The 14327-nt window shown below is 63.2% G+C and carries 13 protein-coding genes; 7 read left to right on the forward strand and 6 right to left on the reverse strand.

Annotated features, from left to right (window positions below):
- Positions 1–58: 58 nt before the first annotated feature.
- Entirely contained in the window at positions 59–421 is a 363-nt protein-coding gene (locus OC537_RS00105; RefSeq protein ID WP_262108268.1) for a DUF2061 domain-containing protein, read from the reverse strand.
- A 180-nt stretch (positions 422–601) separates the two neighbouring features.
- Here OC537_RS00105 and OC537_RS00110 point away from each other — a divergent pair, with 180 nt between their 5' ends.
- Positions 602–808, forward strand: a complete 207-nt coding sequence (locus tag OC537_RS00110) for a hypothetical protein (protein ID WP_262108270.1) — start codon at positions 602–604, stop codon at positions 806–808.
- Between the two features lie 73 nt (positions 809–881).
- Here the strand turns inward: OC537_RS00110 and OC537_RS00115 are convergent, their stop codons facing one another.
- Genes OC537_RS00115 through OC537_RS00125 form a run of 3 tightly spaced genes read right to left on the reverse strand, consistent with a single transcriptional unit; the run spans position 882 to position 4094 of the window.
- The gene (locus tag OC537_RS00115; protein WP_262108272.1) at positions 882–1736 is read right to left on the reverse strand and encodes a 23S rRNA (adenine(2030)-N(6))-methyltransferase RlmJ; all 855 of its coding nucleotides are present in this window, start codon (positions 1734–1736) and stop codon (positions 882–884) included.
- Positions 1730–2191 carry a DUF2390 domain-containing protein gene (locus tag OC537_RS00120; protein ID WP_262108274.1) on the reverse strand — a complete coding sequence of 154 codons (462 nt, stop codon included), beginning with the start codon at positions 2189–2191 and terminating at the stop codon, positions 1730–1732. Before OC537_RS00120 ends, OC537_RS00115 begins: the two co-directional genes overlap by 7 nt.
- Positions 2184–4094 carry an ABC transporter ATP-binding protein gene (locus OC537_RS00125; RefSeq protein ID WP_262108276.1) on the reverse strand — a complete coding sequence of 637 codons (1911 nt, stop codon included), beginning with the start codon at positions 4092–4094 and terminating at the stop codon, positions 2184–2186. Before OC537_RS00125 ends, OC537_RS00120 begins: the two co-directional genes overlap by 8 nt.
- A 152-nt stretch (positions 4095–4246) precedes the next feature.
- Here OC537_RS00125 and OC537_RS00130 point away from each other — a divergent pair, with 152 nt between their 5' ends.
- The 3 genes from OC537_RS00130 (at position 4247) to OC537_RS00140 (ending at position 7338) form a co-directional block, all read left to right on the forward strand.
- Positions 4247–4657 carry a CBS domain-containing protein gene (locus tag OC537_RS00130; RefSeq protein ID WP_106887734.1) on the forward strand — a complete coding sequence of 137 codons (411 nt, stop codon included), beginning with the start codon at positions 4247–4249 and terminating at the stop codon, positions 4655–4657.
- Between the two features lie 318 nt (positions 4658–4975).
- Positions 4976–6046, forward strand: a complete 1071-nt coding sequence (locus OC537_RS00135) for a porin (RefSeq protein ID WP_139745456.1) — start codon at positions 4976–4978, stop codon at positions 6044–6046.
- Positions 6047–6393: 347 nt separating this feature from the next.
- Positions 6394–7338: a chemotaxis protein CheV gene (locus OC537_RS00140; protein WP_163137216.1), complete on the forward strand. Its 945-nt coding sequence runs from the start codon at positions 6394–6396 to the stop codon at positions 7336–7338.
- 71 nt (positions 7339–7409) lie between these two features.
- Here OC537_RS00140 and OC537_RS00145 read toward each other — a convergent pair whose 3' ends face one another.
- Positions 7410–8018, reverse strand: coding sequence for an arylesterase (locus OC537_RS00145; RefSeq protein ID WP_262108287.1), 609 nt, complete (start codon positions 8016–8018; stop codon positions 7410–7412).
- Between the two features lie 57 nt (positions 8019–8075).
- On the opposite strand from OC537_RS00145, the gene OC537_RS00150 reads away from it, so the two are divergent.
- Positions 8076–8801 carry an ABC transporter ATP-binding protein gene (locus OC537_RS00150; protein WP_262108290.1) on the forward strand — a complete coding sequence of 242 codons (726 nt, stop codon included), beginning with the start codon at positions 8076–8078 and terminating at the stop codon, positions 8799–8801.
- A 171-nt stretch (positions 8802–8972) separates the two neighbouring features.
- Positions 8973–11414 (forward strand): ABC transporter permease, encoded by a 2442-nt coding sequence (locus tag OC537_RS00155; protein WP_262108292.1) that lies wholly within the window; start codon positions 8973–8975, stop codon positions 11412–11414.
- A 145-nt stretch (positions 11415–11559) separates the two neighbouring features.
- Here OC537_RS00155 and OC537_RS00160 read toward each other — a convergent pair whose 3' ends face one another.
- Positions 11560–12465: a TIGR01777 family oxidoreductase gene (locus OC537_RS00160; protein WP_111911974.1), complete on the reverse strand. Its 906-nt coding sequence runs from the start codon at positions 12463–12465 to the stop codon at positions 11560–11562.
- Positions 12466–12746: 281 nt separating this feature from the next.
- Here OC537_RS00160 and OC537_RS00165 point away from each other — a divergent pair, with 281 nt between their 5' ends.
- A complete protein-coding gene (locus OC537_RS00165) occupies positions 12747–14297 on the forward strand; it encodes an EAL domain-containing protein (RefSeq protein ID WP_262108297.1) in 1551 nt (516 codons plus the stop codon).
- Positions 14298–14327: the final 30 nt, after the last annotated feature.

The following is a 14327-nucleotide window of genomic DNA, read 5'->3' on the forward strand; positions in this document are numbered from 1 at the left end:
ACCAGGGTTTGGCGACTGCTATAGCCGCTCGTGAAGGGGAAGGGCTGGTCACCCTTCCTTATGCCAGCGCCAGGGATTGGCGGGCGCGCCACAGCCGTTCATGGAAGAAGAAGACGACGGTATTGATGGCAGGCTCGATCAACGCCATGACGCCACCGGTCAGCAGCTCGCCGCTTAGCAGGTAGGCGACGGCGAAGGCCACCGAGAAGTGCACCAGAGCGAAGCTGCTGGTCTTTGCCTGCAGGCTGTGATCGGGTTTGGCTCTGTGCCAGGCGCGATCGTGGAAGTAGAAGGCGACGGTATTGACGGCGGGCTCGATCAGGGCGATCAGGCTGGCGGTGAGCAGTTCGCCGGTCAGCAGATAAGCCACGGTGAAGGCGACACTGAAGTGCAGAACGGCGAAGCTGATGGTCTTTTTCATGATGGTGTCTCCTCTGGCGATGAGTGCAGTATCACCCGGAATTACATCAAATGAAAACTATTCTCATCTATCAACTAGATAGGAAAAGCCTATCGACCGAGGTCGAGGCCATCAGATTGGGGACTTGTCTGGGGGCTCGGTGGCGATAGAGTGTGCCTTTGCCATGAAAAAGGAGCTTTCATGCCCCTCAATGCCAACCTGTTTATGCTGTTCGCCCTGCTGCTGATGATCCTTGTCGGTGTCGTGGCCTGGCGGCTGGCGCGCCGCAAGAGCCAGCATCCCGTGCTGATCACCTTCCTGTGCGTGCTGCTTTGTCTGTTCCCGCCCTTGGCCCTGCTGGCGCTGCTCATTTTGGCGCTCTGGCGGGATATGCCCGTCCGGGCCTGAGTCGTCATTCCGGCAACGGCAGACAGAGAAAAGCCCCTTTCGGGGCTTTGTCATGCTTGCGGTCGTTGGGGGCTCAGTCGGCTGCCTTGTTGAGCCACTCCACCCTGTACTGGGCGCCAGCGCCCTGGGCCAGCTTGGCGCAGAGGGGCTTGAGGAAGGCCTCTATCTGCTCGGCCAGCATCCAGGGGGGGCTGACGATCAGCATGCCGGAGCCGTTCATGCCCCAGTCGCTGGTTTGACCGGCCACTTCCAGCTCGGCCACCAGCACGTTGCCGAAGTTCTCCCGCTTGATCGCCTTGAGCATGTCGCGGGACTTGTCCGCCTCCTGGCCGAGGATGGGATACCAGAGCGCATAGATGCCGGTGGCCCAGCGCTTCTGCGCCTTCTTGAGGGTATCGACCACGGCGAAGTAGTCTTCCTTGAGCTCGTAGGGTGGGTCGATCAGCACCAGGCCACGGCGCGGGGTCGGCGGCAGCAGGGCGATCAACCCTTCGAAGCCGTCGCGATGGTGCACGGCGACGCGGGGGTCGTAGCCCATGTTGGCGCGCAAGTCTTCCACCTCGTTGTTGTGCAGCTCCATCAGCGCCAGCTTGTCCTGCTCGCGGGCGAGGCGGCGCGACAGTTCGGGAGAGCCCGGGTAGTAGTGCAGCTCGCCGTTCTGGTTCATCTCCTCGATGACGCCAAGATAGGGCGCCATGGCGGACCACTGGGCGCGCTCGTCCCACAGCCGACCTATGCCATCGGCGTACTCCGCCTTCTTCTGGGACCAGTCGCCGCGCAGGTCGTAGAGACCGCCGCCGGCATGGGTGTCCAGCACGATGAAGGGTTTCTCCTTCTTCTTGAGGGACTCGATGATCAGGGCCTGAACGGCATGTTTCAGGACGTCGGCGTGGTTGCCGGCGTGAAAGGCGTGGCGGTAGCTCAGCATATTAGGTCTCTGAGGGGGCCCTGCTGGGCCCCCAGTAACGATAGATAGTTCAACAGATTGTGGCTCTCGCCCCGCGTCAGACTGAGGCTGCGCAGGGTCTGCAGCAGGACGCCCTGTTGCAGCCGCTCCAGCTCCAGCTCGTGGGCCAGCATGGACTGGTACTCGGCCTCATCCAGCCGCGCCTTGGCGTTCTGGCGCAGGGCCCGCCAGGGGGTCAGCACCACCTCGGTCTGCACCAGCACCGGCTGCAGTGTGCCGAGCTCGACCGGGATGCCATCCTGATCCAGCCGGTGCAGCAGCAGGGCCAGGTTGATGTTGCCCCCCTGCGCCTGCAGGCTGAGCCAGTCCTGGCTGCGTGCGCCATAGACCTTGCCGCTCCAGTGCCAGAACGCGAGCGGGGTGGGCAGTTCATGAATGGCGACCCGCTCGGCCGCCACCCCTGGTTCGTCACGCAAAGAAGGCCTGCTCCTGGCTTTCCAGCTCCTCGGAGAGGCTCATCCACTCCAGCTCGACCCCTTCCAGCTCCTCCTTGAGGGGGCCCTGGGACTTGAGCAGCTCGGAGAGCCGGCTCTTGGCGCCCTCCTCGTAGATGGCGGGGTCGGCCAGCTGCTCCTCCACCGCGGCGAGCCGGGTCTGCAGCTTCTCCATGCTGGCCTCGAGCTTCTCCAGCTTCTGGCGCAGGGGGCGGGTCTGCTGGCGGAACTGGGCCTCGAGCCGCTTCTGATCCTTGCGCGCCAGCGCGGAGTTGGCGGAGACGAGGCCATCGCTCGGCTTGGCGTTCGCTTCTTTGTCCTGCTCACCGAGCCACTTGTGGTAGTCGTCCAGATCGCCGTCGAACGGCTCGACCCGACCGCCGTGCACCAGATAGAAGTCATCCGTGGTGGTGCGCAGCAGGTGCCTGTCGTGGGAGACCACCACCATGGCGCCCTCGAAGCCTTGCAGCGCCATGGTCAGGGCGTGGCGCATCTCCAGGTCCAGGTGGTTGGTCGGTTCATCCAGCAGCAGCAGGTTAGGCTTCTGCCAGGTGACCAGCGCCAGTACCAGCCGCGCCTTCTCGCCGCCGGAGAAGGGGGCCACCTTGTCCAGCGCCTTGTCGCCGTGGAAGCCGAAGCTGCCGAGATAGTTGCGCAGCTCCTGCTCGGTCTTGTCCGGCGCGAGGCGGGCCAGGTGATCGAGCGGAGTGTCGTCCAGGCGCAGGGTCTCCAGCTGATGCTGGGCGAAGTAGCCGATGCTGACCCCGGCGCTCACCTCCAGCTTGCCCGACAGCGGCGGGTTGGTGCCTGACAGCATCTTGATGAAGGTGGACTTGCCGGCGCCGTTGCGCCCCAGCAGGCCGATGCGCGAGCCCGGCACCAGATTGAGCTTGATCTTCTCCAGGATCACCTTGTCGCCATAACCGGCGCTGAGGTTCTCCATGGCGATGAGCGGGGTCGGCAGGGCCGACGGCTCGCGAAACTCGAAGCTGAACTCGGAGTCGGCGTGGGCGGGCAGTATCTTTTCCATCCGCTCCATGGCCTTGAGGCGGCTCTGGGCCTGGCGCGCCTTGGACGCCTTGTAGCGGAAGCGGTCCACATAGGCTTGCATGTGGGTCATCTCCCGCTGCTGCTTCTCGTACATGGATTGCTGCTGGGCTAGTTGCTCGGCGCGCTGCAGCTCGAAGTCGGAGTAGCCGCCGGTGTATTCGTTGAGCTTGCCGTTCTCGATATGGATGATGCGATTGATGACCGAATCGAGGAAGTCGCGGTCGTGAGAGATCAGCACCAGCGTGCCCTGATAGCCCTTGAGCCACTTCTCCAGCCAGATGACGGCATCGAGATCCAGGTGGTTGGTCGGTTCATCCAGCAGCAGCAGGTCGGAGCGGCACAGCAGCGCCTGGGCCAGGTTCAGGCGCATGCGCCAGCCACCGGAGAAGCTCTTCACCGGCGAGTCGAGCTGATCGCCGCCGAAGCCGAGGCCATGCAGCAGCTCGGCGGCGCGGGCGCGGATGCTGTAGGCGCCTATGGTGTCGAGCCGGCCGTGCAGCTCGGCGACCAGCAGGCCGTTGTCATCCTGCTCGGCCTGGGCGAGCTGGGCCTCCAGGGCGCGGAACTCCTTGTCGCCATCGACCACGTATTCGAGCGCGGAGCAGTCCAGCGCCGGGGTCTCCTGGGCCACGCCGGCAATCTGCCAGCCGGCGGGCAGGCTGAAGCTGCCGTTGTCGATGGCCAGCTCGCCCCGCACCAGCGCAAAGAAGGTGGACTTGCCACAGCCGTTCTTGCCCACCAGGCCCACCTTGTGGCCGGGGTGTATGGTGGCGGACGCGTTGTCCAGCAGCGTGCGGCCGCCGCGGATCAGTTCGATTTGACTGGCAACTATCATGGATGGATCTGCTTGGCTCAATGAAGGGGAGAAACTGGCGCGGATCTTACGTGAAATGACTCGGATTTGCACTTGAGGCTGGGGGGCATGGCTGGCTGCGGCAAGAAAAACGTGCCATAACAGAGACATCTGTCAGGGGGCAGGAGGCTTCCATGTTGATTAAAGAGATCATGACGACCCGGGTCGCGACCGTTTCCATGGATGACAGGCTGGGTGTCATCAAGGAGATCTTCGAGCAGGCCCACTTTCGCCACCTGCTAGTGCTGGAAGAGGAAGTGCTGGTGGGGGTCATCTCGGACAGGGATCTGCTACGCGCCCTCAGCCCCTATCTCGATACGGATGCCGAGATGAACCGCGACACCGAGACCCTCAACCGGCGGGCCCATCAGATCATGAGTCGCCAGCCTATCACCATCTCTCCCGAATCGTCTTTGCCGGAAGCCGCCGCCATCATGCTGGAGCAACATGTCTCCTGCCTGCCGGTACTGGAAAACGGCGCCCTGGTCGGCATCGTCAGCTGGAAAGACCTGCTGCGCGTCATGCGGGACTGGCAACCTGCCTGAGGCCTCTTTGGGAGCGAGTGGAACCCGCTCCCTCTGGCTTTCATTGCCCCCTCCTCGATATAACCCTCTGTCATTTCTAGTTTCGACCTTCCTGTTGTTCTGAGTTATTCATTTAATTGGCTTAAAGTTCCGTAACTATCTTGATTTGCGACATTTGATGTCGCAACAGGCAGGATGAATCGAGTATTTCTAATTAATCGACCCCTTCTTCAGTTCCCATCAAGGTTCGCAGATCTACCCTAGGTCATCGGAAATGAACCCGATTCAAAATGACAACGACCGAGCACAGGTCTGGTTTACACCTCAGAGGAACGAACAATGAAAAAGACAGCATTGACGATGGCCATCTCCAGCCTGCTGCTGGCCGGTGGTGCACAAGCTTCTACCGTTTACAACCAGGATGGTACCAAGCTTGACATCGGTGGCCGTGTTCAAGGCATGTACTACGGTAGCGACAACGACGACGAGAGTGGCGATCAGAGCTACCTGCGTCTGCGCATCGGTGGTGAGACCCGCATCAACGAAGAAACCGTCGCCAACGGCTTCGTCGAGTACAACGTACCGACCAACAGCTCCGACAACGAGCTGCGTTATGCCTACGTTGGCATCAAGAACGATCGTTTCGGCGCCTTCAGCTACGGTCGTCAGGATGGTCTGATTGCCAAGGCCGTTAACGATTACACCGACGTTCTGCCGGAGTGGGGCGGAGATGGCCTGGGCAAGGGTACCGAAGTGTTCGGTACCGGTCGTACCAATGGCCTGGCTCAGTACCTCTACACCTTCGACGGCCTGGTGCTGGGTGCCCAGTTCACCGGCGAGAACGAAGCGCAGAACGAGAGCGCGTCCAGCTGGACCAAGGGCTCCGAAGAGGGCTACGCCCTGTCTGCCAACTACAACTTCGACATGGGCATCAGCCTGGGTCTGGCCTATAACCAGGCTGGCAAGACTGCCGATCAGGCTGCCAACTCCAACTTCGGTGGCAGCGAAGACGCCAAGCTGACCGCAGTCGGTATCAAGTACAACGCCAACAACCTGTATGCTGCCGCGACCTACGCCTACGGCGAAAATCACGTCTATGTGAACCAGGCTGGCAACGACGGTTATGCCTCCGAGAGCAACGGTTACGAAGCCGTGGTTCAGTACACCTGGGGCCAATGGAAGCCGTCCCTGGCGTATAACCGCCTGGACGTGAAAGATTCCGACCAGAACCTGGATGACACCCTGACCGAGTACGTGTCCATCGGTGCCTGGTACAACATCAACGATAACTTCGACGTCTACGTTGATTACAAGGCCAACCTGCTGAACAGCGACGGCACTGACGGGTACAACAAGTTTGGCCAGAACACCGACGACGTCGTTGGCGTGGCCATGCAGTACCACTTCTAAGTCGTTCCCTGACTGCCTACTGTATTTTTTGACCGGCCGCCTCGCGGCCGGTTTTTTTATGGGCGCAAAACCAGCTGTGCCCTTTCTCGGCCGTCAGGCAATCACGGGTTCAGCATTGTCCCCGCCTGGTCGATAACTCTTATTGTCGGGTCGATGGGGATGAGGGGTTGCTGACATGGGGCTATGGGGTGAGGATCACGCCCCGCGGTCAAGATCCTATCTTTTCTCGGCCCTTTTCATTATTTCTATAGAGACTTGCGTTGCTCCTGTCGGGGAATGCGGGTCTGGTTGGCATGCTGGCGCCCCATCGCGGGGCGGCACTCGGGAAACGGACGTAAGGGCTTTATATGGCGAGCATATTGGATTCAGTGGATCAACGTACCCAGCTGGTGGGGGAGAATCGCCTGGAGTTGTTGATGTTCCGGCTGGGTACCCAGCAGCTGTTTGCGATCAACGTCTTCAAGGTGCGGGAGGTGGTGAAGTTGCCCCATCTCAACAAGATGCCGGGCTCCCATCACAACATCAGCGGGGTGGCGAACATCCGCGGCGTCTCCATTCCCGTCATCAACCTGCGCGGCGCCATCGGCATGCGCCCCATGGCGGTCGACAACGAATCCAACCTCATCATCACCGAATACAACCGCACCATTCAGGGGTTCCTGGTGGGGCAGGTGGCCCACATCGTCAACATGACCTGGAAGGACATACTGCCGCCCCCCCGTTCGGCGGGTCGTGCCAACTACCTCACCGCCATCACTCGCATCCCTGAGGGCGGGGTCGACCAGATAGTCGAAATCATTGACGTGGAGAAGGTGCTGGCGGAGATCATCACCTATGACATCCGCATCTCGGCTGAGGTGCTGGACAAGGAGATCCTGCCCCAGATGCAGGGGCGCCGGGTGCTCATCGTCGATGACTCCAGCACGGCGCGCAACCAGGTGCGGGAGACGCTCGCCCAGCTCGGCCTCGAGGTGATCGAGTGCCAGGATGGGCTGCAGGCGCTCAAGCTGCTCAAGGGGTGGTGCGATGCGGGCAAGAAGGTGACCGACGAGATCATGCTGATGATCACGGACGCCGAGATGCCGGAGATGGATGGCTATCGCCTGACCCACGAGGTGCGCAGCGATCCGCGCATGGCCGATCTCTTCATCACCCTCAACACCTCCCTGAGCGGCAACTTCAACGAGGCCATGGTCAAGAAGGTGGGGTGTGACCGCTTCATCTCCAAGTTCCAGCCTGATCTGCTGGTCGGGGTCACCCAGGAGCGCATGCGCCAGATACTGGGGGTGTGAATAAATACGATGACAAAGCACCCGCCTCGGCGGGTGCTTTGTTTTAGGGACTAGCGGCCTATCACAAGGGGCTATTGGGTCAGCAGGGGCTCGATAAAGCTCGCGACCCGGTCGCGGATCTGGGGCTGCGCCGCCGCCGTGGGGTGGAGCCCATCGTTCATCATGAGTTCAGGGCGCAGCACAATATCATCGATAAAGAAGGGCATCAGCGGCAGGTCATTGGCCTGCGCCAGCTCCGGAAAAATCTGCTCGAACTGCTGCAAATAGCGGGCGCCATAGTTGCGGGGCAGCTGGATCTGGGTCAACACCGTCTTCGCCTGGCTGGCCTTGGCCAGCTCCACCATCTTGGTGAGGTTGGCCCGGGTGATGGCGGGGGCAAAGCCGCGCAGGCCATCGTTGGCCCCCAGCTCGATCAGCACCCAGTCAGGCTTGTGCTCCTCGAGCAGGGTGGGCAGGCGTGCCAGCCCCCCCTGGGTGGTTTCACCACTGATGCTGGCGTTGATGAGCCTGTGCTTGCCACCCTGCTGCTGCCACTTCTCATTGAGCAGGGCAGGCCAGCTCTGTTCGGCCTGCATCTGGTAGCCGGCACTCAGGCTGTCCCCCAGTACCAGCAGGGTTTGCGCCTGGGCCGATGAGATCCAGCAACACAGGCAACTCAAGACGAACAAGACACGCGTCATGCATTCAACTCCCACGATCTATTGTCATTACAGGTTAAGGCAAACAGGAAACGCATCATGAGTTCAACGCCCATTATCACCGTCAGGGGGCTCGGCAAAACCGTTCGCCTCGGCCAGGAAAGTCTCACCATCCTTGAAGGGATCGATCTGCAAGTCAATACCGGCGAGACGCTGGCCCTGGTCGGCGCCTCCGGATCCGGCAAGTCCACCCTGCTCGGCCTGCTGGCCGGACTCGACCTGCCGAGCAGCGGCGAGATAGAGATCCTGGGCCAGTCCCTGACCCGGCTGGACGAGGAGGGGAGGGCCAGATTGCGCGCCGAGCAGGTGGGGTTCGTGTTCCAGTCCTTCCTGCTCTTGCCCACCCTGAGCGCCCTGGAGAACGTCATGCTGCCGGCCGAGCTGCGCGGCGAGACCGACTGTGAGCCCAGGGCCCGCGAGCTGCTCACCCAGGTCGGGCTGGCCGATCGACTGCACCACCTGCCGCCGCGCCTGTCCGGGGGGGAACAGCAGCGGGTCGCCATAGCCCGGGCCTTTATGACCCGCCCCAGCCTGCTGCTGGCGGACGAGCCGACCGGCAACCTCGACAGCAAGACGGGGGAGACGGTGATCGAGCTGCTGTTTCGTCTCAACCGTGAGCACAACACCACGCTAGTGGTGGTGACCCACGATCATGAGCTGGCCCAGCGCTGCCAGCGGCAGCTGGTGATGGCGGCGGGACGGCTGGAGGCAGATGCGCCAGCATCCGAAGCCACCTTGGCTCCCCGTGTCAGGGAGCTGTCATGAGCCAGTGGAGAAAGAACCGCCCGGGACGGTCAGGGCTTGTGCAGGCGCCGGGCATGGGGAGCAAGTCATGAGTCAATGGAAGAAACGGGAATTCAAGCTGCTGCGCCGGGAAGGGTTCAGCGGTGAGCTGCTGTTCTGGCTTGTGCAGGCGCCGGGCATGGGGAGCAAGTCATGAGTCAATGGAGACTGGGTTTCAAGCTGCTGCGCCGGGAAGGGTTCAGCGGCGAGCTGCGCTGGTTCGTGCTGGCGCTGGCCCTGAGCGTGGCCTGCGTGCTGAGCGTGGCCCTGGTGGCGGACAGGCTGGATGCGGGGCTCAAGGCCTCGGGCCGGGACTTTATCGGGGCGGATCGGGTGCTGCGCTCCGCGACCCCGGCGCCCGAGGCCTGGCTCGCCCAGGCGAAGCAGGAGGGGATCCTCGTCCAGACAACGGTCAGCTTCAACAGCATGCTGTTTCACGGCGACGGCCTGCAACTGGCGTCCATTCGCGCCGTGCCGAGCGATTTCCCCTTCTATGGCAAGCTGGAGCTGATGCCCCAGCGCGCCCCTGCACCCGGCGAGATCTGGCTCTCCGCCCGGGTGATGCAGTTGCTCGGCGCCAAACTCGGGGACGAGCTGGAGGTCGGCAACACCAGATTGAAGGTGGCGGGGGAGCTGGGCCAGGAGCCGGATCAGGGCTTCAGCCCCTTCCAGATGGCGCCAAGGGCGCTGATCCACAGCGCCGATATCGAGGCGACCGGCGCCCTCTTGCCGGGCAGCCGCCAGCAGTGGCGTTATCTCATCAAGGGTCCCCGGGAGGGGATCGCCCGCTATGAGCGCTGGCTGACGTCCAGACTCACGGCCGGGCAGAAGCTGATCAAGCCCGACGATCAGGGCTCTCAGGTCGGCAAATCCCTGGCCAATGCCGAGCGCTTCTTCCGCCTGGCGTCCCTGGCCGGCGTGCTGCTGGGGGCCCTGGCCATGGGCATAGCGGTGCGTCACTTCGCCGAGCGCCAGACCAACATGGTGGCCCTGCTCAAGACGCTGGGGGCGTCGCGGCGTACCCTCTGGCAACTGATGGGGACCCTCCTCGCCTCCCTGACCCTGATAGGTGCCCTGATCGGCCTGGTGGCGGGGAGCGCCATGCAGTGGCTGACGCTGCAACTGCTGGGGGATCTGCTGCCAGCTGATCTGCCACCGCCCTCCTGGCGTCCCTTTGCCCTGGGTCTGGCGGTCGCCTTCTTCATCACCCTGCTGCTGGCCTTCATCCCCTTCCTGCGCCTGCTCAAGGTGCCGCCGCTGCGGGTGCTGCGCCGGGAGCTGGAGGCGGGCATTCCCCCCTGGCTGACGGTGCCCGTGGGCCTGCTCGGTCTGTTCGCTCTGGTCTGGGGCTTTACCGCCGATGCCAGGCTGGCGCTCGGTCTCATCGGGGGCATGGGATTGCTGATGGTGCTGCTGGCGCTGCTGGCCTCCGGGCTGCTGCGACTCGGTGGTCGGCTCAAGGGGCCCCATGCCCTGCGCCTCGCCATCAGCCACCTCTCCCGCGAGCGCGGCAGCGGCCTGTTCCAGCTGGCGGGCTTTGCCCTGGCGCTCATGCTGTTCGGGCTCCTGTGGGCGGCGCGGGTCGATCTGCTGGATGATTTTTCCGCCCGTCTGCCCGAGGATGCCCCCAACCGCTTCCTGGTCAATGTGGCCGACGGGGAGCGCGACGGCATACTGGCGGACTTGCACAAGGCCGGTGCCATCACCTCGGACTTCTATCCCATGGTGCGTGGGCGTCTGACCCGGATCGCCGGTCAGGCGGTGGGTGAGGATGCGGCCCGGGAGGGGGTGAACCGCGAGCTCAACTTCACCACCACGGCGACCCTGCCCCCCGACAACCAGGTCACCTCGGGCCAATGGCTCGGCGGCAAGGGGGAGGTCTCCGTCGACGAGGTGCTGGCGGGCCAGCTCGGCATCGCCCTGGGGGATGCTCTCAGCTTCACCATAGAGGGGCGCAGCTTCGAGGCCAGGGTGACCAGCCTGAGGTCCATCAAGTGGGACAACATGAGACCCAACTTCTACATGATCTTCTCGCCGGACGTGCTGGCCCCCTTCTCCCAGACTTGGCTTGGCAGCTATCGCCTGCCGCCTGAGGGACGCAGTGCCGAGGTGGAGCTTATCCGTCGTCACCCCACGGTGAGTCTCATCGATGTGGAGGATCTGATTGGGCGGCTGACTGTGGTTTCGGATCAGGTGAGCCGGGCGTTGGGGCTGATGCTGGGGCTGGTGACTGTGGCCGCCCTGCTGGTGCTGCTGACCCAGACCCAGGCCAGCATGGCCGCCCGGCGCCGCGAGCTGCTCTTGATGCGCACCCTGGGGGCGGGCAGCGAACTGCTGGAGAAGATGCTGCGCTGGGAGCTGGTGGCCAGTGGCGCCCTGGCGGGGCTCTGCGCCGCCATGGTGGTGGAGCTCTGCTCCTTTGGCCTGCAGTGGTGGTGGTTCGATGGCCAGTGGCAGTTCCACTGGGCCATCTGGGCCGGCCTGCCCTTGCTGGGGGCCCTGCTGGTGACCCTGGCTGGTCAGGGCATGCGCCGCCAGCTGCTGGCAGGCACCCTGAGCGACCGGCTAAGAGGACTGGGGCAGGGGTTGCTGTAGGTTCGATTAGCCACGAAGTGGCGTAATCGGACTAACGGGGATGCTGATGCTTGGTTGCCAGCTACGCGAGCGTTCGATGACTAATCGACCCAGCACCCTTCTCTCAAAAAGCGCCCGGCCTTGGCCGGGCGCTTTTTTATGGATCTCAGCGCGGGGGCTGCAGCAGGTTGCCTAGGGCCTCGGGGAGGGCCGGATAGGTGAAGTGGAACCCCGCCTCCTGCAAGCGTGCGGGCAGTATGTGCTGTCCGGTGAGCAGCAGATCGGCCGCCTCACCCATCAGCAGTCGAAGCAGCTGGGCCGGCACCATGCAGAAATGGGGGCGATGCAGTGTCCTGGCCAGGGTCTGGCTGAACAGGCGATTGCTGACCGGCTGCGGGGCCGTGCCATTGAAGATCCCCTCGCACTCGTCGTGCTCGAGGAGAAACAGCATGGCCCGCACCAGATCCTGCACGTGGATCCAGCTCATCATCTGGGTGCCCGGGCCCATGGGGCCGCCGAGCCCCAGCCGATAGGGGGGCAGCATCCTGGGCAGGGCGCCCCCATCGGTGCCGAGTACCAGGCCGATGCGCACTACGCAGACCCGGGTCTGGGGGCTGCGGGCCTGCAGGGCAAGCTGCTCCCACCGTTGGCAGAGGCGGTGGGTGAACTCGTCGTGGGGATGGTGGCAGCGCTCATCCAGGGGCTCATCCCCCTGGCGGCCATACCAGCCGATGGCGGAGGCGTTCAGCAGCAATCTGGGGGGCGTGCTGGAGAGCTTGACCAGATCCACCAGTTGTTCGGTCAGCAGCCAGCGGCTGTTGCACAGCAACTGCTTGCGGGATTCGCTCCAGCGGCCACTGGCGATGGGCTCCCCGGCCAGGTTGATGACGATGTCAACATCGTTGAGGTGGTCCAGCCGGTCCAGGTTGTCCAGCAGAGTGACATCATGGCCAAGCAGCTCATAGGCCCGGCTGCCCTGGCGGGTCAGCACCACCACCTCGTGTTGCACCTTGAGGTGTGCCACCAGGCGGCGGCCGATAAAGCCCGTTCCCCCCGTGATCAGTATCTTCATGTCCTGCCTCCCTGACGGCTGTTGGCTCTACTCTAGAGGCTGGGCACTGGATGGACAAGATCCTGTTTTTATGAGCATTATAAATTCATGATGGCGCCGCCTCGCGCGCCTTGCGCCAGGGGACTTGCGCTGGCGCAAGGCATGGGATCTGGATGGGGAGTGGGGCTTGCCTCCCAGAATGGGCGCCACCCGGGTTTCACCTGTGCGCATTATCATTGCTTGCCAAGCGGGCTGTGGCGGGTAAACTTGTCCGCTTTTTCGCCGTTACCATGAGGACGGTTATGCCATTTCGTCGTTTAAGGGTGCGTCAATTCTATGTCCGGCTGGTCTGTGCCCTGCTGGCGGGTCTGCTGCCCATGGTGCTGGGGCTCGCCGTCATCACCTGGCAGACCGCCACCGGGGTGCGGCAGGATGCGGTGGAGCGGCTGCAACACGCCAGGCTGATGTTTGACCGCACCCTGGACAACGCCCAGCAGGCGGCATCGGCCCTTGCCGGCAGTTTGAACAAGCCCTGCCTCGAGGTGGTTCAGGGGCTGCGGGATCAGGTGGCGACAGTGCCGGATGTGCGCAGCGTCAACCTGGCCGAGGGCACGACCATCTACTGCACCTCCCTCTATGGCCCGGTCAGCGGGGAGATCCACCTGAACGACTACGTGGGTGGCAAGCTGGATCTGATGAAGGGCAACCCCGTCACCCCGAATCGCCCCCTCATCGTCTACCGGGAGGAGATCGGCGCCTTCAGCGTGCTGGTGGGGGTCGATGGTTACTACCTGCTCAACATTCTGGACATGCTGAGCCGCAACTCCCCCCTCGGGCTGGTGGTGGGTCAGAAGATGCTGCAGCGGGACAGCCAGCTCACCGATCGCCTCATCCCGCCGGACAGCCAGGGCTATCTGGAGGAGGCCTCCGGCAAGTATCCGTTCAAGGTGGTGACCCGGGTATCGGTCGATGAGTACAGGGCCCACATCTGGGACTACTCCAAGGTCGGCATCATAGTCTATCCCCTGCTGAGCGTGCTGTTCGGGGTGGGGATCTTCTGGCTGACGGGGCGCTCGACCTCCCCGACCCAGGAGCTGAAGCGGGCGCTGGATCAGCAGGAGTTCATCCCCTATCTGCAACCCGTGGTGACGGGGGAGGATGCACACTGGAGCGGCTGCGAGGTGCTGATGCGCTGGCAGCATCCCCGTCAGGGCATGATCTCGCCGGATCGCTTCATTCCGCTGGCGGAAGACAGCGGCCTCATAGTCCCCATGACCCGGCTGCTGATGGCCCAGGTGCGGGAGGCCTTTGCCCCCCTGGCGGACCAGCTGCCGAAGGGGTTCCACTTCGGTTTCAACATCAGCGCCAGCCACTGCAAGGATTTGAGCCTGCTGGACGATTGTCGGGACTTTATCGGCGCCTTCCGGGGGAACCCCATCAAGCTGGTGCTGGAGTTGACCGAAAGGGAGCTGATAGTGGCGGACGAGACGACGGATCGGCTGTTTGCCGAACTGCATCAGCTCGGGGTCTTCATCGCCATCGACGACTTCGGCACAGGCCACTCCAGCCTGACCTATCTGCAGGCCTTCCAGGTGGACTTCCTCAAGATAGACAAGAGCTTCGTCGGCATGATTGGCTCGGATGCGCTCTCCAGCCACATAGTCGAGAACGTCATCGATCTGGCGACCCGGCTCGGTTTGCTGCTGGTGGCGGAAGGGGTGGAGAACCAGGTGCAGGCCGATTACCTGAAGGAGCGCCAGGTGAGCTTCCTGCAGGGCTACTTCTATGGCAGGCCCATGCCGATGACGGCCTTTGCCAGCCTGCTGCCCACCCAGACGTCGCCGTCAGCCTGAGGGGGCCGCGCCAAGGCGCTCGGCTCCAAT

It is taken from the genome of Aeromonas sp. Marseille-Q5825, from assembly GCF_946892685.1.
Classification (GTDB): Bacteria; Pseudomonadota; Gammaproteobacteria; order Enterobacterales; family Aeromonadaceae; genus Aeromonas; species Aeromonas rivipollensis.